Annotated in this window: 14 protein-coding genes; 3 read left to right on the top strand and 11 right to left on the bottom strand. The window is 76.1% G+C overall.

What is annotated here, in order from left to right:
• Positions 1–11 precede the first annotated feature (11 nt).
• From ACW14Y_RS32545 to ACW14Y_RS32510, 8 genes are all read right to left on the bottom strand, one after another.
• A complete protein-coding gene (locus tag ACW14Y_RS32545; RefSeq protein WP_380307681.1) occupies positions 12–890 on the bottom strand; it encodes a hypothetical protein in 879 nt (292 codons plus the stop codon).
• Positions 887–1,897 (bottom strand): type II secretion system F family protein, encoded by a 1,011-nt coding sequence (locus ACW14Y_RS32540; RefSeq protein ID WP_456984455.1) that lies wholly within the window; start codon positions 1,895–1,897, stop codon positions 887–889. The genes ACW14Y_RS32545 and ACW14Y_RS32540 overlap by 4 nt, the downstream gene beginning before the upstream one ends.
• Complete coding sequence (locus ACW14Y_RS32535; RefSeq protein WP_456984453.1) at positions 1,897–3,558, bottom strand: CpaF family protein; 1,662 nt, start codon at positions 3,556–3,558, stop codon at positions 1,897–1,899. The genes ACW14Y_RS32540 and ACW14Y_RS32535 overlap by 1 nt, the downstream gene beginning before the upstream one ends.
• Positions 3,548–5,071: a hypothetical protein gene (locus ACW14Y_RS32530; RefSeq protein WP_456984451.1), complete on the bottom strand. Its 1,524-nt coding sequence runs from the start codon at positions 5,069–5,071 to the stop codon at positions 3,548–3,550. Before ACW14Y_RS32530 ends, ACW14Y_RS32535 begins: the two co-directional genes overlap by 11 nt.
• Before the next feature lies 1 nt (position 5,072).
• Positions 5,073–5,990: an SAF domain-containing protein gene (locus tag ACW14Y_RS32525; protein WP_380307673.1), complete on the bottom strand. Its 918-nt coding sequence runs from the start codon at positions 5,988–5,990 to the stop codon at positions 5,073–5,075.
• Between the two features lie 62 nt (positions 5,991–6,052).
• A complete protein-coding gene (locus ACW14Y_RS32520; protein ID WP_380391779.1) occupies positions 6,053–6,997 on the bottom strand; it encodes a hypothetical protein in 945 nt (314 codons plus the stop codon).
• Positions 6,991–7,563 carry a hypothetical protein gene (locus ACW14Y_RS32515; RefSeq protein ID WP_456984449.1) on the bottom strand — a complete coding sequence of 191 codons (573 nt, stop codon included), beginning with the start codon at positions 7,561–7,563 and terminating at the stop codon, positions 6,991–6,993. The genes ACW14Y_RS32520 and ACW14Y_RS32515 overlap by 7 nt, the downstream gene beginning before the upstream one ends.
• A 189-nt stretch (positions 7,564–7,752) precedes the next feature.
• Positions 7,753–8,649, bottom strand: a complete 897-nt coding sequence (locus ACW14Y_RS32510) for a hypothetical protein (RefSeq protein ID WP_380440911.1) — start codon at positions 8,647–8,649, stop codon at positions 7,753–7,755.
• A gap of 314 nt (positions 8,650–8,963) precedes the next feature.
• Between ACW14Y_RS32510 and ACW14Y_RS32505 the strand changes: the two genes are divergently transcribed.
• The 3 genes from ACW14Y_RS32505 to ACW14Y_RS32495 all read left to right on the top strand — a co-directional run bounded on the left by ACW14Y_RS32505 (position 8,964) and on the right by ACW14Y_RS32495 (position 11,536).
• Complete coding sequence (locus tag ACW14Y_RS32505; protein WP_380307665.1) at positions 8,964–9,407, top strand: pyridoxamine 5'-phosphate oxidase family protein; 444 nt, start codon at positions 8,964–8,966, stop codon at positions 9,405–9,407.
• Positions 9,408–9,570: 163 nt separating this feature from the next.
• Positions 9,571–10,023, top strand: a complete 453-nt coding sequence (locus ACW14Y_RS32500) for a MaoC family dehydratase (protein ID WP_380307663.1) — start codon at positions 9,571–9,573, stop codon at positions 10,021–10,023.
• 256 nt (positions 10,024–10,279) lie between these two features.
• Positions 10,280–11,536 carry an MBL fold metallo-hydrolase gene (locus tag ACW14Y_RS32495; RefSeq protein WP_456988313.1) on the top strand — a complete coding sequence of 419 codons (1,257 nt, stop codon included), beginning with the start codon at positions 10,280–10,282 and terminating at the stop codon, positions 11,534–11,536.
• Between the two features lie 23 nt (positions 11,537–11,559).
• On the opposite strand, the gene ACW14Y_RS32490 is transcribed toward ACW14Y_RS32495, so the two are convergent.
• The 3 genes from ACW14Y_RS32490 to ACW14Y_RS32480 all read right to left on the bottom strand — a co-directional run bounded on the left by ACW14Y_RS32490 (position 11,560) and on the right by ACW14Y_RS32480 (position 16,849).
• Entirely contained in the window at positions 11,560–12,519 is a 960-nt protein-coding gene (locus tag ACW14Y_RS32490) for a DUF389 domain-containing protein (protein ID WP_380307661.1), read from the bottom strand.
• Positions 12,520–12,710: 191 nt separating this feature from the next.
• On the bottom strand, positions 12,711–15,455 hold the full coding sequence (locus ACW14Y_RS32485) for a DUF7824 domain-containing protein (RefSeq protein WP_456984447.1): 2,745 nt from the start codon (positions 15,453–15,455) through the stop codon (positions 12,711–12,713).
• On the bottom strand, positions 15,452–16,849 hold the full coding sequence (locus ACW14Y_RS32480; RefSeq protein ID WP_380440905.1) for an SWIM zinc finger family protein: 1,398 nt from the start codon (positions 16,847–16,849) through the stop codon (positions 15,452–15,454). Before ACW14Y_RS32480 ends, ACW14Y_RS32485 begins: the two co-directional genes overlap by 4 nt.
• Positions 16,850–16,908 lie beyond the last annotated feature (59 nt).

Raw genomic sequence — 16,908 nt, 5'->3', positions numbered from 1 at the left:
GCGGGGACGGTTCAGTTGAGCATCTTGAACAGCGCCGGAAAGACGACCAGGAAGGTCATCAGCATGGTCAGCGCCGACCCCGGTGCCACCATCCGCTCGCTGTCGGCGTTGGCCCGGGCGAGGTCCTCCGCCAGCAACTCGCCCCGCAGACCCTTGGACCGGGCCCGCAGGGTGTCGTAGACGGCGGCCCCGTCGGTGCCGGAGATCCGCATGATGTCGGCCAGGTCCTGGAGCGGGGTCAGGCCCAACTCCTCGGCCAGCGCGTCCAGTCCGACCCAGGGCGGCAACCGGTCGGTGGTCGCCCGGTCCAGCGCGTCCCGGATCCGGAGAAACACCGCGCCGCGCCCGACGGTGGCGGCCCGGCGCAGCGCCTCGGCCGGGCCGAGGTCGGCGGCCCGTTCCATCGCCACCAGCTCCAGGTAGGCGGCGATGCCGTGCAGGTACTCGACCCGGGCCTCCTTGGCCTCGCCGCGCACGATGCCGTCCGGGACGAACCAGAGCAGCCCGGCCAGCAGCGGCCCGACCACCAGCGGAAGGGCGAAGGGCAGGTCCACGTCGAGCAGCAGCGCCGCCACCGCCAGGTAGGGCGGCAGCAGCAGTCCGAGCAGGGCGAACAGGATCTTGTGCGCCATGAACCGGGCCGGGGTGCGGCCGATCAGGGCGAGTTCGCGCTCCGGGACGCGGACCCCGCGCAGATGGATCGAGCGCTCGCCGATCCGGTCGAACCAGCGCGGCCGCTCGTCCGTGTCGGGGGTGCGGTCCGCCGGGGTGCGGTGCAGCCGGTCCAGCGCCTGGCCCAGATCGGGCGGCGAGGGCCGGAGTTCGGCGATCAGCATGGCGAGGCCGCCCGCCGCGACGGCGCCGGCCAGCACGGACCACGGGGAGATCATCGGACCTCCCCGAGCAGTCGCGCGTTGCCCTCGGCGCCGTCGGTGCCGTCGGCCGGGTCCGGCCCGTCCGGGCCCTGCCCCTCGCCGCGCCGGTGCAGCGCGCGGCCGGTCCGGCTGCGGCGGTCCGGCTCCAACAGCCGCGGCACCGGCGGGTACGAGGCCAGCGCGCGCATCCAGGCGATCACGCCCACGAACAGCGCGCAGATCACGCCGAGCACGATCTGGCCGAGCGCCGTGCTGTAGGGGGCGGTGTACTCCGTGTTGAACGAGCCCACCGTGACGACCAGCAGGATGATGCCCACCAGCCAGCGGATGGTGGTGCGGTGCTTGGCCCGGTCCGCCTCGATGGTGCGCCGCTGCCGGACCTCCTCCCGGACCGACTCGGCCATGTCGGACAGGGCCCGGGCCAGACCGGGGCCGCTGTCGGCGGCGCGCAGCACCAGTGCGGCGAGCACCTTGTCGGCGGTGGCGTCGGCCATGCTGTCGGCGAACAGCCGCAGCGCCTCCTCCGGGCGCCAGCGGGCCTGCAGCCGGGCGGCCAGCTCGCCGACCTCGGCCTCGATCGCGGCGGGCGCGGTGCGACGGCTGGTGATGATGGCCTGGTTGAGGCCGACCCCGAGCAGCAGCACGTCGGCGATCCGCTGGGTCCACTCCGAGAGCGCCTCCAGCCGCTCGATCCGGTCGGTGTCGGAGCGGGTGGTGTCGAACAGCCAGGGCAGGCCGAACACCGCCAGCGGCACCAGCAGCACCGTCAGCGGGATGCCGGTGAACAGCCAGCCGAGCGGTCCCCCGATCAGGACGAGCGGCAGCTGGATCCGGCGCAGCCTCGCCATCCGGTGGGAGGCGGTGCCGGGCGCGCCGTACCAGAACACGTGCAGCCGGGAGGCGAGCGGGTTGAGCGCCCTGGGCTCGGCCGGCTCCCGCGCCGGGTCGCTGCCGCGCGCCCAGGCCACCAGAGCGACCAGGCCCCCCATGACCGCGAGGCCGCAGAGCACGAAGAGCGGCATCACCGGGCACCACCGATCCGCAGCTGGAGCGGTTCGGCCCAGTTGCCGTAGCGGGAGCCGAGCAGCGCGGCGTCGAAGCCGGCCCGGCGCAGGTCGTCCAGGCACTGCGGCGGGGTGTGCGGGACGGCGCGCGGCTCGCCCAGCTCGGGGCGCGGCCCGAACACGGTGTTCAGCGCCGGCCGGCCGCTCTCGCCGAGGCCCGCGACCTCCAGGACGTGCGAGACGAAGCGGTGCCGACGGCCGCCGACGTGCGTCTCGTCGACCATCGACACGTGCACGATGAAGTCCACCGCGTTGGCGGTCAGCCGGTAGGCGAGCGCGTCGGTCATGTGCGAGCCGTACTCCAGGCAGAGTTCGGCGATGCGGTCGACGACCATGTGCGGGCCGCGCGCGTGCAGGGTGCACATCGAGCCGCCCTCGCCGTTGGTCATGACGCGCAGCATCGGGACGACCTCGCCGGAGCGGACCTCCCCGACGATGATCCGGGAGAGCGTCATCCGCAGTGCCGCCGGGATGAGGTCGCCGATGGTCAGCTCGCCGGCCGCCCGGCCCTCCACCCGCTCGCCGTTGCCCTCCCGGGCCTCCATCGGGACGACCTGGCGCAGGTGGCCGAGGGTGTGCAGCCAGAGCTCGAACTCCGACTCCAGGGTGCCGACCCGCTCGTCCGGCGGGATCTCGGCGGCCATCGCCCGCAGCAGGCTGGTCTTGCCGACGCCCTGGGTGCCGGTGATCATCACGTTCTTCCGGGCCCGGATGGCCGAGGCCAGGAAGGCCGCGAGGGTGCTGTCCACGGCGCCGAGCCGGACCATCTCCGGCAGCGTCGCCGAGGCCACCCGGTGGCGGCGGATCGCGACGTACGGGCGCGGGGTGACCTCGGTGAGCGCCTGGAGGCGCATGCCGCCCTCCAGACGCAGGGCGAGCATCGGGCTGGCGGTGGACAGCGAACGCTCGCCGCCGCCGTGCTGGCGGGCCAGGTCCTGGAGCAGTTCGACGAGTTCGGCGTCGCTGTCGGCCACCGGCGGGACCTGGCGCAGCGGCTGGTGCACCCGGGAGACCCAGACGTCGTCGCAGCCGTTGACGAGGATGTTCTCGATGTCCGGATCGTCCAGGTAGGGCTGGAGCCGGCCGGCCCGGAACAGCAGGTCGAAGACGGCCTCGGCGAGCGCGCGGTCCTGCTCGCGGGTCGGCGGGATGCCGTGGGTCTGCGCGTAGGTGTCGGACCAGCGGGCGACGGCCTCCTCGATCAGCGCGCGGCCGCGCTGGCGACGGGTGGCCCGGTCCGGCTCCGCACCGGAGCCCGAGGTCAACCGGGTGATCTGCTGGTGCAGTTCGGCGGCGACCTGGCGCTTCAGCTCGCGCGCGACCGCGGGGTCGACGGCGGGCCGGGTGCCGGCGCCGCGCCGGTCCAGCGAGGGCAGCGCGGAGGGGACGGCGGTGGGCGTGGCGGCGGCCGCCGGCGCTCCGGCCGACCGGCCCGGGGCTGTCGGTCCGGTGGTTGCCGGTCCAGGGGCTGCCGGGCCGGGACCCGCCGGGCCGGGGGCTGCGGGGCCGGGGACGACCCGGCCGGTGGTCATCGGCCCGACCGGGCCGGGCAGTGGCGTCGACCAGGGCAGCGCGGCCGGGTCGGTCGCGGGCTGCTGGTGCAGCGGACTACCGCGCACGGAGCACCTCCCCGTCGACGGTCTGGTCCCGGACCTCGGGAGCGGGGCCGGACGGCCCGGGCTCCGGGTACGGCTGGACTCCCGGGTACGGGCCGCCGGACTGCGGGCCGGCGGGTTGCGGGCCGGCGGGTTGCGGGGCCCCCGGGTACCCGGTCTCGGGGTACGGGCCACCGGGGTACGCGCCTTCGGGGTACGCCCGGTCCGCGTACGGCTGGCCGACGTGGCCGTGCCCGGGGAACGGCGCCGGGGCGGCCGGCTGCGGCGCGAGGCCGGCGAGCGGCGCCACCGGGCCGGTGGTGATCACGGGCGACACCGGCCCGTACGGCTGCTGCTCGTACGGCTGCTGCTCGTAGACCTGTTGCCCGTACGCCTGCTGCCCGTACGCCTGCTGCCCGTACGGCTGCTCGTGAGCCTGCTGCTCGTACACCTGCTGGCCCGGTTGCTGGTACGTCTGCTGCTGGTACGTCGGCTGGTACGACTGCTGCTGGTACGTCGGCGCGGGCTGCGGGGCCGAGGCCGCCGCCGCCGACCGGGCGTACCCGTACCCCGCCCCGGCCGCGTCCGGCTGCTGGGGCCCGGCCGGTGCGGCCGTCGCGGTGCCGGGCACCGGCGTCAGCCCGGTGGCCACCGGTACCGGCCCGGCCCCCGTCGCCGCGTCCGCCCCCGCACCCGTGCCCGCCGCCGCACCCGTCCCCGGCCCGAGCTGCGCGGGCCCCGCCGCCGCCGGAGCGAGCCGCTGGCGCCGCCGACGGACCGTCGACTGGATCTCGTCCGCCGCCGACCGCGCCGTGCGCATCAGCTCCGAGCGGACGAACCGCCGGTCGGTGACGTCCCCGCCGTCCGACAGCACCTGGGCGGTGCGCCGCGCGTGCGGCAGCAGGCCGAACACCGGCAGCCCGAACTCCTTGGACACCTCGGCCCCCGAGTACGGCCCCTCGGCGATCAGCAGCAGACCCAGCGCGTCGGCGCCGGTACCGGCGGAGGCGAGGTCCTCCGCCAGCGTGGCCAGCCGGGGCCGGGCCGCGCTCAGCCCGCGCAGGGTGGTGCGCACGGCCGCCGCCACCACGTCCGCCCGGCGGGCCAGCACCGCGCTGGTGCCGGTGGCGCCGGACCGGCCGAGGTCGAGGACGACGTCGTAGCCCTGCGGCTCCAGCCCGTGCAGCACCTCCATCAGCGGCTCCCAGGTGTAGGCGAGGCCGGGCGCCTGGGTGGGGTCGGTCAGTCCGGGCAGCAGGAGGCGTTCGGCGTTGCCGGCCGGGGAGAGGTCGATCAGCTGCTCCCAGAGGGCCTGGGCGAGCAGTCCCCTGCGGTCGGCCACGGCGAGGTTGCGCAGTCCGTAGACCGCCTCGACCCGGCCCTCCAGGGCACCGGCCAGGACGGCGCCGCCGTCCGGGTCGCACTCGACCAGCAGGATGCGGCGGCCGGGCTGCAGCGGCCAGGCCAGCAGCAGCGCCAGCGCGCTCGTGGTGGCGCCGGGTGCCCCCGGGGCGCCGACCACCGCGATCACGGCCATCTCAGTTCCCACCCGCCCCGGTCGGCGCCCCCGGGGCCGCGGGGCGGCCCGTGGCCGGCGCACCCGCCGGGGTTCCTGCGGCCGGGGTTCCGGCGGACGCCCCGGAGACCGAGGCCGGGGCCGCCGCTCCGCTCGTCGGCGCACCGGCGGCGGGGGTTCCGGTGGTACCGGGGGCGGGCGTGCCCGGGGCGGCCGCGCCGGGCGAGGCGGCGGAGGGACGCGGGGCCAGCACCACCTGGATCCGCCCGGTGGCCACCCAGCCCGCCAGCTTGGCGGCGTCCGCCTCGTTGACGACGACGTCGAACACCTGGCTGCCGTCGGCGTCCGCCCGGCCGGCGTTGAAGACGGTGGCGGCGAGCGTCTCGGACCGTCCCCCGTCCGAGGTGTACACCACGATCACCGGCAGGCCCGGCTGGAGCCGGGTGGCCGGCAGCTGGGTGCGCCTGGCCGCGACGCCGACCAGCAGCTGACCCGGGTTCAGGATCAGCGACTGCGCGAGGTCCGACTTGGTGAGCAGCCCGCCCCGGTGGAGGTCCGTGGTGGCCCGCATGCCGATCGCCTTGGCCCGGTCGGCCGCGTCCAGCGGCTTGAGGGCCGGGTCGCTCGCGATCCGCACGGTCACCAGGTCGCCCTCGGCCAGGGTCTGCCCCCACGGCACGTCACGGGCCAGCGCCAGTACGGTGATCCGCTGGCCGGTGCTGTTGTAGAGCACCGCGCCGCCCAGCCCGCCGGCGGCTATCAGGGCCACCGCCATGGCCAGCACGGCGGGCCGCCTGCGCCGGGCGCCGAGCGCCCGCCCGGGGGTGCGCGGTGCGCCGCGCCCCTGCTCCGGCACGGCCACGGGCGCGGGCGCGGTGCTGCTCGCGGTCGCCGTGGCGGACGTGCCGGAGCCGGATGCGGCAAAGGTACGGTTCTCCACCGGGCTTCGGCCTTCCTCGCGTCGTTCGTTCGGTCGTTGCTGGGGTGGCGGCTGTCCGCCGCCTAGTTGAGGACCTGCACCTCGGCCACCGGGAACTGGAGCCGCACGCTGGTCTCCAGGTCGATCGGCGCCACGGTCTGGTTGCCGCCGGTGATGGTCACGTCGCCGACCCAGTGCACGGTGAGGGTCCCGTAGAAGAGGCCGTCCTTACGCGTGCCGGAGCCGGTGGTGAAGACGTGGCCGCAGGTCGGGGACGGGCTGGCGCCGTACTTCGGCTCGTACGGGGTGCCGGCGCCCGCGCACGTCTTGACCGTCTCCTTCTTCGGGTCCAACTGGTCGCCGAGGCTCCACTCCAGGCTCTTCAGCCGGGGGGTGACGGTCACCGCGATGACGTTGCCGCGCACGGTCTTCGCCGCCGGGGGCTGCGGGTTGGCCAGCCAGAACCAGACCGGCACGCCCACCACGGAGGTGCCCTCGGGGGCGATGCCGGGCACGGGGTCCGGGAAAACGATCTCCTCGGCGGCGTTCTTGGCCAGCTCGACCGGGTTGTCCGGCGGCGGGCCGGCGGGCGGCTGGGCGAAGAACTCGGCCGGGCCGGGGCTGCGGGTGCCGTCGCTCTGGACGCAGGTCGGGTTGTAGATCCCGCCGTCCTCGGGCTTGTGGCCCTTCCAGACCGGATCGTCCGCCGCAGGAGGCGGGCTGACGAGCCGGTAGTAGCAGCCGGTCGAGGAACTGAACCAGCCCAGCGCCGGGTCGCTGCAGGCGAAGTTCTGGCCGTTGTAGGTGCAGACCTGCGGCCCGCCGCCGGTCCCCCCGCCCCCGGTACCCCCACCGCCCGTGGGCGGCTTGGTGGTGGTCTCGCTCGTCCCGGTGCAGATCACGTTCACATGGCAGCGGGTCGCACCCCCGGTGGGGGTGGAGTCCGCCGCGGCGGTGCCCGTCGGGGCCATCAGTAATCCGGCGAACAGCGGCGCGCCGATCACCAATCGCCGTACCGGCTTCAGCATGTGCGTCCCACCTCCCGCTTGAAATCGTGGACCAGCCAGCGCGTTCGGAACTGTCGTAGCGAAACGGTCGCCACATACCGGGTGAGCCGGTCGGGCGGGTCCACGACCGCGTGGGTCGCGGCGTCCGCCTGGTGCCACCCCGACACGTCCAGGCAGTCCTCGATCACGGCGGTGTTCGGATCGGCCGAGATGTCGACCGACTTCACCACCGGGGAATTCTTCGGACCGCCCGTCATCACCAGTTTGGCGTCGTGCAGTTGCTTGAGGTTGACCAGCGCGTCGGTCAGCACCTGTCCGGACGCGAAGGTCCCGAAGTTCGAACCGTCGGCGTCCGGCTGCCCGTAGGCCTCGGCCTGGGCATTCCACCAGTCCTGATAGGTCCTCACCGCCTCGCGTGCGGCGGCGCCTTCGACTCCGTCGGTCGGCGCGTTCCCGACGTTTGCCGAACCACCCGAAGGAGTTACCGGAGTCACCTCCGCAACCGTCGGCGCGTTCGTCCCCAGCCGATCGGTGGACCCCCCGGCCCCGCTGCTGGAACAGCCGCTCAGCAGCAACGCCAGAATCACCCCACCGATCCCAACCGCCCCAGGGCGCAACACAATTCCGCGCTGCCGCATCGCCCCACCTCGTCGCAGCCTGCCCCGTGTGTGGTCCGGGGCCGCCAGAAGAATTCCGCAGTCCCGCTGGTGTTGCCTCGCGAGGATCGATTCTTCGCCAAACCGAACCTTCACGGCAACACCCGGGGCCCCCTGACCTTACGCGGAAGGAGGATCCGTCGGGGCACTTTCCCGCCACAGAAGAGCCAACAGTTCTTCGGAAAGCGACAATCCGGCCAATGCGCCCCGAATCGCGGCCCGATTGCGCATCAACAGGCGCCCGCCCTCCGGCGGTACGAGCAGGCGCACACCCGGCGTCTCGCCCTGCCGCGCGGGCGCCCCGGCGCCGTCCCCCTCCTGTGGGGCGCCGCCGTCGAGCAGCGCGCCGACGGCCGGCTGGAGGTCGTGCGGACCGACGGCGGCAGGCGCCCCCGGGACCCCCTGCCGGAGCACGGTGGTGAGCGACCGGCTGAACGACCCGGGGCCGCCGGGGAGGACGGCCTCCCTGACGCGTCTGCCCGGGATCGTCCGGCCCGGCGCGTGCCGGCCGATCCGGCCCCAGAGCGGGACCCGCGGGTAGCTGAGCAGTTCACCCGCGCCGTCCTCGCCGCCGCCGCGCTCCAGCGCCGCCCAGGTGTCCTTGTCGGCCACCGCGTCGACCAGGAGCAGCGCCTCCTCCTGGTCGCCGTGCACCATCGCGCTGACCACCCAGTCCCAGGCCAGCCCGCGCCGGTAGGCGTTGTCGGCGGTGGAGCCCGCCGTGACCAGGGCGAGCCGGCGACCGCGCGGGTCGGCCACCAACTGGCCCACCAGGCACACCAGCAGCCAGCGGCCCGGACGGGCGGCCGCCTCCCGGACGGCGGTGAGCATGGCGTTGGCGTCCGCGCCCGGCTCCACCACGGTGACCCGGCTGTCGGCCGCGCCCGTGTCGAAGCACATCCCGGGCAGCACCTCGGCCAGTTCCCGGGCGCCCTCGGCCGCCCGGGCCGAACCGCCGAAGGCGCGGTCCGGCCCGCCGTCCGCGCCGATCACCACCAGATCGATCCCGCTTGCCACCCGCACCGCCCCCTCCTGCCCCTGCCCCGGCCCCGGTCCCCCGGGGCCGCCGAACCGTTCCGCCGCCCGCTCCGGGCCCCGCGGCACAACGGGTGCGCCCCGGTGCCACCGCCGGGCAGGCTATCGCCCCGGAGTGTCGGCGTCCGGACTCCGGGCACCGCCTTCTCGGCGAGTCCGGCCGACGCGGCCGTCCTCCACCTGCCCTCCGCGCGTCGCCCGTGGCCCGTCCGCGTCCGGACGACGGCCCCAAAGCCCTGCCGCTCAGGGACCATGGGCCCTGTCCGCCCGCGCCCGGCAGGGGGACGATCGGACCCATGGACCGTGACGACGCACTGGACGACGAACCGGAGGAACTCGGCGCCGAGGCGTGCCTCCGCCTGCTCAGCACCGTGCCCGTCGGACGCGTGGTGTACACCGAACACGCGCTTCCGGCCGTGCTGCCGGTCTCCTTCGAGGTCGTCCCGGACGGGCGCCTGCTGCTCGCCGTGCGCCGGGACAGTGCCACCGCGCGCGGGCTCGACGGCACCGTCGTCGCCTTCCAGGCCGACCTGCTGGACCCGCTCACCCGGAGCGGCTGGAGCGTGCTGGTCCACGGCCGGGCGGACATCCTGCGCGACCCGGAGCAGATCCTCGGCGCGCTGCGCTCGGGACTGCGGCCGTGGACCGAGGAGTCCGACCCGATGTTCGTCGCGGTGGTACCGGAACTGATCAGCGGCCGTCGGCTGGCCGCGTCCGGCCACCCCGTCCCGCACGCCTGAGGCCGACCGCACGCCCGACACCGACCGCTCCGACACACGTGGGCACCCCGGACGGGCGCTTCCGGCGGACCCCTGACAGGTGACCGGCGAGTAGGCATACTCTGCGGAGTTCGCACCACCGCACCGCGACCGCTGTCGCACCGCCCGCCCTCAGGAGCGCTCCGTGACGATCTTCGCCTCCCTCGCCGAGCTGACCGCCGCCGTCGGCACCGAGCTGGGGACCAGCCAGTGGCACACCGTCGAGCAGGCGCGGATCGACCTGTTCGCCGAGGCCACCGGCGACCACCAGTGGATCCACGTCGACCCGGAGCGCGCGAAGGAGAGCCAGTTCGGCTCGACCATCGCGCACGGCTACCTCACGATGTCGATGATCCCGGTGCTGGCCAAGGAGTGCTACGGCGTCGAGGGCGTCCGGATGGCGCTGAACTACGGCTCGGAGAAGGTCCGCTTCCCCGCCCCGGTGCCGGTCGGGACGGCGATCCGGGCCACCGCCGAACTCGTCTCGGCCACCGAGGTGTCCGGCGGGGTGCAGGCCGTGGTCCGGTTCACCATCACCAGCGCGGAGAGCGCCAAGCCGCACTGCGTCGCCGAGACGATCACCCGTTTCTACGCCTGATCACAGGGGAAGGCCCCTGGTCGGCGGACGGCGGCCGCCGCTCGCCGGGTCCGGAGGGCCGAGCACGAGTAACCTCCGACGAGATGGTTGTCGTACCGAATCGGTGTCCCCGCCGACGGTGCGCGCCCCGGCATGCCAGGTATCCGTCGCCGTCCTTGGAGGTGCCGTGCCCCGCCCAGCCGCCCCGTGGTACTCCCGCGTCCCCGGCCTGCCCTCCGCCCTCACCGCGCCCCCCGGCCGGACCGGGCTGTCCGGCCTGACCGGGCTGCCCCGGGCGGCCTGGCACCGGGTCCGGACGGACGCCTTCGGCGCCGAGCCGCGGGGCGAACGGCTGGCCCGGATCCACCGCTCCCCGCAGTTCGCCGACGGCGCCTTCCGCAACCCGGTGCCGACCCGCCGACTGGTCTACGAACGCAGCCCGCTGGAGATCACCCGCGCCCAGCTGGCGGCCGACCGCGCCCGCCGGGTACCGACCGCCGCCGTGCCGCTGCACCGGCTGCTGCCGGTCGACCTCGCCGAACCGCCCGCCTCCGGCCTGCGGCTCACCTGGCTCGGCCACGCCACCGTGCTCGCCGAGATCGGCGGCCGCCGGGTGCTGTTCGACCCGGTCTGGGGCGAACGCTGCTCGCCCTTCGCCTGGACCGGCCCCAAACGGCTCCACCCGGTGCCGCTGCCGCTCTCCGAACTCGACGGGGTGGACGTCGTGGTCGTCTCCCACGACCACTACGACCACCTCGACATGGGGACCGTCCGGGCGCTGATCGGCACCGGCGCGACCTTCGCCGTGCCGCTCGGGGTCGGGGCGCACCTGGAGTACTGGGGCGTGCCGGCCGAGCGGATCGTCGAGCTCGACTGGTGGGAGTCGGCCGAGGTGGCCGGACTGACGCTGACCGCCACCCCCGCCCGGCACTACTGCAGCCGCGGCCCGCGCACCAGCCCGCTTTTCCTGTGGGCGTCCTGGGTGGTGGCGGGCGGCGGCCGCACCGTGTTCCACAGCGGGGACACCGGGTACTTCGCGGGCTTCGCCGAGATCGGCCGCCGGCTGGGCCCGTTCGACGCGACGATGGTGCAGGTCGGCGCCTACAGCGACTTCTGGCCCGAGGTGCACATGACGCCCGAGGAGGGCGTCCGGGCGCACCTCGACCTCGGCGGCGAGGTGCTGCTGCCGATCCACTGGTGCACCTTCAACCTCGCCCCGCACCCGTGGGAGGAGCCCGCCGAGCGGGTGGTCGCCGCCGCGCGGGCGCAGGGCGCCCGGCTGGTGGTGCCCCGCCCCGGCAAGCCCTTCGAACCGGTCGACCCGCCCGCGCTGCGGCGCTGGTGGCGCGCGGTGGCCGCGCCGCCCGGGGACGGCACGCCGCTGGTGGTGCCGGAAGGGTCGGCGGAGTCGACGGCCGGACCGGACGGCAGGACGACGGGGCAGGCGGACACGGCTCCGGGGCCCGAGTCGTCCGGCCCGGACGGTTCGCGCCGACCGCGGCGGGCGTCCGAGGACGACGGCGTCCCGGTCTGAGTGCCGGGTGGCCGCGGCCGGGCTCAGCCGGCCGAGCGCGGCCGCCGGACCCGCCGGGCCCGGCGGCGGATCCGCTCCCAGGCTTCGTGCTGCACGACCAGCGTGAGCAACCCGGCCAGCACGATGCCGGCCAGGTTCAGCAACAGTTGCAGGCTGGAGCCCCAGAACTGCCGGAAGTCGCCGTAACCGAGGGCGACCGCCGCGTTCGCGGCGGCCGGCACGGTGGTGACCGAGATCGCCACCCCGACCATCATCCCGGCCTTCGCCGAGGTCAACGAGAGCAGTCCGGCGATGCCCGCCAGGAAGGCCACCACGAACGAGGTCGCGTCCGGCTGCCAGATGAACGAGGTGTTGGGTCGTACCGCGTCGAACTCCTCCCGGGTGAACAGCCCCAGGCCGTCCATCACCAGGGTGAACAGGACGGTCGACGCCATCGCCACCGCGAATCCGGTGACCAGCGCGTTCAGTGAGCGCAGCGCCGGGCGCGCCCGGCGCTGCACCAGCGCCACGCAGAGCCCGGCCAGCGGTCCGAACTCGGGGCCCACCGCCATGGCGCCGACCACCAGGATCGCGCTGTCCAGCACCGCCCCGCAGGCCGCCAGCATCGTCGCCACCGCGAGGAAGGCGAGGTAGACGCCGGTGAGGGTGGACTCCTCGTGGGTGATCTCGGAGACCGCCTCCCACACCAGTGCGTCGGCGCCCTCGCCCGGCGCGAGGCGCTCGGCCTCGTCGGCGGCCGCCGAGAGCGTCAGCCCGATCTCCTGGACGTCGATCGCCCCGCGCTCCGGCAGACCGGTCCCGCGCAGGCCGACCAGCACCTCGTCCGCGGACTCCCGGGCGACGTCGCAGAGCACGACGTCCCCCGCCGGGCGGACGGCCGCATCGGGCAGCACCACCACATGGGTCACCCCGACACAGTCGTCCAGGCAGTTCAGCACGGCGTCACGGAGGTCGACGGGGACGATCAGACGGAGGTGCAGCACGGAGGCTCCGGACGGGCGCGGCGGAGGGGTCCCGCTCACCCTAGGGTGCGGCGGTTCCGCCCGGTCCGGCAGACCCCCGTGCCGGGCCGTCGGAGGGAGGCGGACCGCGACGGACCGGCACAGCCGGGGTCGGACAGGGGTGGACGGGACGCCACCGCCGTTCCGGGCGCGCTGCTGCCCGGGCCCCGGACTCAGCCCCCGGCCAGGACGTCGCGCAGCGCTCGGGCCTCCTTCACCAGCCGGGCGGCGCCGGTGCGGGCCGCGGTGGCGGTCACCTCCTCCACCGGGCCGCGCGCGCCCGAGCGGCGGGCGGCGTCGACCGCCACCGCGAGCACATCGCCGGTGCCCCGCAGGGCCTCGCCGACGAGCAGCGCGGGCAGGGCGGGGGCCAGCACCGACCAGACCGTGGCGTAGGCCCCGGTGTCGGCGGCGGTGCCCAGCGCGTGCGCGAGCCGGTTCGGCTTCACCGTCCCGAGCGTGACCAGCTCGCCCAGCTCGCGGCCGAGCAGGGCGCCGTCCAGATCGCCCCGGGCGGCCAGTACCAGCAGCGCGTCCACCGCGGCGGTGCGGTCCTCCGGGAACCGGGCGCCGAGGCAGTAGGCCAGCGCCAGGTGCAGCGCCAGCCCGGCCGGACCGCCGGCCTCGGCGAGCACGACCAGCATCCGGGCGGCACCGCGCCGCTCCCGGTCGGCGGAGTCGGCGAACCGGTCCAGCCAGCGGGCCGCCAGCTCCTCCCGGTGGTGCGGGAGCATCGCGGCCCAGTGCTCGGTGGGCTCCCAGAGCCACTCGTCCTGCTTGCGGACCCGGGCCACGCTGGGCTCGGTGCCCTCCAGCAGTGCCCGGAACTCCGGGCCGAGCCGCTCGCCCCCGGGCCCGGCCGGTCCGCCGCTGCCGGGCTGGGCGACGGCGAGCCGCTTCAGGGTCTCCCACCAGCGGTCCCAGTACCGCAGCGGGCGCATCGACGCCGGGGCCGGGGCGAACAGCACCCGCTCCGAGGGCTGGGGCGGCAGGCCGCCCCCGCGCAGCCACGCCGCCAGCCACCGCCCGGCGGGCGAGGCCAGTCGGTCGGCGGCGGCCAGCACCTCCCGGTCCGCCGTCGGCGCGACCCGCAGCAGCGCGGCGCTCAGGTCGGCCGGACCGGCCGTCGCGCCCGCGGCCTCGTAGGCGGCGATCCGCCCGACCAGCGCGGTCGCGGCGATCGCGCCGGTGGCGTCGGTCGGCGTGGCGAGCAGCAGCGGCACCGGGTCGGTGGCGACCCGCTCGGCCGCCTCGGAGATCCGGGCGGCCAGCACCGCCCCGTACACGGTGTTGTGCTCGCCGTGCAGCGGGTGCCGCCCCTTCTTCCGGAAGACGTGGCCGGGCCGGTGCGGCTCCACCCGGCCGGCCGCCACGGCGGCGAGGTAGAGCGCGTCGGTGGGGCCGCAGTCCTGCCAGCGGCCGACGTTCTGCCACGGGTGGGCCGACAGCACCGGCTCCAGCGCCCCGGCCAGCGCCGGACGGTCGCGGTGGGCGTGCCGGACCAGGCCGTCCAGGACGCGTTCGAGAACGGCCACGCCGGGGCGACCGGCGGCCAGCAGCACGGCCAGTTCCTCGGCGACCTCCGCCGGGGTGGCGAGCGGCTCCCCGAGCGGAGCGGGCTCGGGGACCGGCGGGAGCAGTTCGTCCCAGGCGGTGTCGTCCTCCCCCGAGCCGCCGAGCACGGCGCCGAACAGCGCGCCCGCCCGGGCGTGGTGGACGGGGTCGAGCGCCTCGGCGGCGAGGCGCAGCTCCGGCAGGACGGCCTCGCCGGCGGTCTTCAGACGGCGGGCGACCAGGTTGAGCGCCCGCTCCTGGAGGGCGCTGTCGGGGTGGCCGAAGGCCTCGGCGGCGGCGAGCGCGACCGGCCCGGAGCGCTCCGGCGCGCTCCTCGCCGCCTGCTCCAGCCAGGCGAGCTGGGCGCGCACCAGCTTCTTCTCGGCGCGGAACAGCACCACCGCCGAGGCCTCGGTGACCAGCTCCGGCTCGACCAGCCCGGCCCCGTCCAGCCCGGCGAGCACCTGCTGGGCGTGCCCGGCCACCGCGGAGAGGCCGTCGAGCAGGGCCATCAGGTCGCGGACCCGGGCCGCGTACTCCTGCGGCGTGGGCGCGAGCGCGGTCAGGACGCCCAGGAACGCCCGCTGGTCGGCGGCCCGGCCGCCGCGCACCAACCGGCCCAGGCAGAGGTCGAGCAGCTCGGCGCGCCCGACCGGGCCGTCCTCGGCCAGCCCGGCGATCGCCGCCGGCCAGTCGTCCCCGGGCCTGGTGCCGAGGCCGGCCTCGAGCGACCAGGCGACGTCCTCCAGTTCGAACACCCGGGGCAGCAGGACCGGGGTGAAGGCGTCGGCCCGCAGCCGGTCCAGCAGGGTGGTGGCGCTGCCGCGCGGGCCGTTCTCCCGACCGGCCCCGGAGCGCAGCCACTCGGCGGTGAACTCGGCGGAGGCCGGCACCGCGCAGCCGGTGCGCCGCACCACGCGCTCGATCAGCGGGAAGAGGTCCCAGCTGAAGCCGGAGCCGCGTTTGGCGGCGAGCCGGCCCACCACCTCGATCTGCCACTCCTCCGGCTGGGCCTCGACGACCTCGGCCAGGGCGGGGTGGCGGGCCCAGGAGCGGCCGGTGAAGTCCCGGGAGCCGATCCAGGCGGCGGCACCGGCCGGGCCGGGGTGGCAGCCGGCGCCGGCCACCAGCAGCGCGCACATCCGCTGGTTGGCGCGCTTCGTCCACTCGCCGCGGTTCGCCCGGCGCAGCTCCTTGAGCGCCGGGACGCAGGAGCGCCGCTCGGCGGGCCCGAGCGCGGCCAGCAGCCGCGGCAGGCGATCGGTCGCGCCCTCGTCGACCGCGGCCAGCACCGCCTGCACGGCGCCGGCCGCCGCCCCGGTGCCCGCCCCGGCCGGTGCCCCCGTCATCGTCCCCGTGCTCATCGCGTCCCCTCCCGGTCTCCGCCGTCCTGGGCCCGCGCCTCGCGGACCATGCCCACCGCCAGCACGTGCTTGCACGGCCCGCGCCCGCCCCGGTACTTCGCCCACCAGAGGCAGGTGCAGCCGACCGCGCCCGCCGCCTCCGTCCGCACCCGCTGGATGTGGTCGTCGACCGTGACGACGGCCGTCGCGCCGCCGTCCTCCAGCCGGACGGCCCCCGCGGCGACCAGCGCGCGGGCGGCCTTCAGCCGGGGGTTGGCCGACTCCGCCCGCCCCGCGTCGTAGGGGAGCCGGCGGTGGAAGTGGGCGGCCTCGGCCACGTCGTAGCCGATCTGCCCGGCGGTGCCGAGCCTGGTCAGCGCGGCCCGCACCCGGGCCGGGGTGAGGCCGGCCTGCTCGGCGAGCTCGGCGACGTCGATCCTCGGCTCCCAGGCGAGCAGCGCCGCGACCAGGTCGGCGTCCGGCTCGGCGGTGTCGGTGGCCAGCGCCCCGAGGACGCCGCCCTCGCCGCTGAAACCCCGGGAGGCGTCCGGCGAGAGGGTGAGGGTGAGCCGCATCCCGGGCAGCTCGACCTCCCAGGCGGAGGCCGTCGGGCCGTCCCCGACCACCGGCGGGCCGTAGATCCGCAGCGCCCGGGCGTGCCGCAGCACCCGCTGCAGGGCGGCCAGCCGCTCCGGACCCGGCAGGCAGACCGCGCCGGCCACCGGCCTGGTGGTCGGCCGCAGCGTCCGCCCGGCCAGGACCACCCACTGGACCGTCCTGGCCCCGGCCCGGCCCCCGCGGGGCAGCGAGCGGAGGAAGCGGACCGCCTCGGCCGCGGGCAGCTCGGCCCGCAGGTCGAAGCCGGCGGCGGTCACCTGGGTCTCGGCGAAGCCGCGCAGCCAGCGCTCGGGCAGCGGGACCTTCTTCTCGACGACCGGGCCGTCGAAGGTGGTGACCTCCAGGGCGTCGGGGCCGACGGCGAGGTGCAGCGGCTCGGCCGGAGCGATCCGGGTGAGTGCTTCTCGCAACGGATTGTTGACGTCGACGTTGGTGGTGCCGTGGCCTATCGCGTCCCCGTCCAGGCCGGCGGCGAGCACGTCCAGGCGGGCGTAGACGCCGCAGCAGCCGGAGAAGGACTCGAACCGGAGCCGGTCGCCGTTCGCGGTGACCACCGGGTCGAGCGAGGCGCGCAACTGCGGCTGGTAGTACCGGGCGGCGGCGACGTCGGCCACGGCGAGCAGCGCGGCGGCGGCCGGGGCCGGCTCGGCCAGGAAACCCGCGAAGAACCGCGGGTGGGCGGCGTCCCCCAGCGGGGTGGCTCCGCCGGACGTCTCCAGGGCGAGGCTCCGGCCGGCCGCGCCGTCGAGGACGGCGGACGGGCGCAGATAGGCGTACGCGTGTGCGGATTGCGACATGCCCGTAACGCTAGGTCAGGGCACTGACAATCGGCCGTCCCGGCCTTCGCAGCCACCCC

It is taken from the genome of Kitasatospora sp. cg17-2 (genome assembly GCF_054031055.1).
This window is presented reverse-complemented; position numbering and strand designations above follow the sequence as displayed.

What these genes read in the sequence shown, in the direction of transcription:
- ACW14Y_RS32540 (WP_456984455.1), bottom strand. Translation starts at nt 1,897, where the DNA reads ATGCCGCTCTTCGTGCTCTGCGGCCTCGCGGTCATGGGGGGCCTGGTC.
- ACW14Y_RS32520 (WP_380391779.1), bottom strand. Translation starts at nt 6,997, where the DNA reads ATGCTGAAGCCGGTACGGCGATTGGTGATCGGCGCGCCGCTGTTCGCC.
- ACW14Y_RS32530 (WP_456984451.1), bottom strand. Translation starts at nt 5,071, where the DNA reads ATGGCCGTGATCGCGGTGGTCGGCGCCCCGGGGGCACCCGGCGCCACC.
- ACW14Y_RS32480 (WP_380440905.1), bottom strand. Translation starts at nt 16,849, where the DNA reads ATGTCGCAATCCGCACACGCGTACGCCTATCTGCGCCCGTCCGCCGTC.
- ACW14Y_RS32505 (WP_380307665.1), top strand. Translation starts at nt 8,964, where the DNA reads ATGGACCGTGACGACGCACTGGACGACGAACCGGAGGAACTCGGCGCC.
- ACW14Y_RS32485 (WP_456984447.1), bottom strand. Translation starts at nt 15,455, where the DNA reads ATGAGCACGGGGACGATGACGGGGGCACCGGCCGGGGCGGGCACCGGG.
- ACW14Y_RS32545 (WP_380307681.1), bottom strand. Translation starts at nt 890, where the DNA reads ATGATCTCCCCGTGGTCCGTGCTGGCCGGCGCCGTCGCGGCGGGCGGC.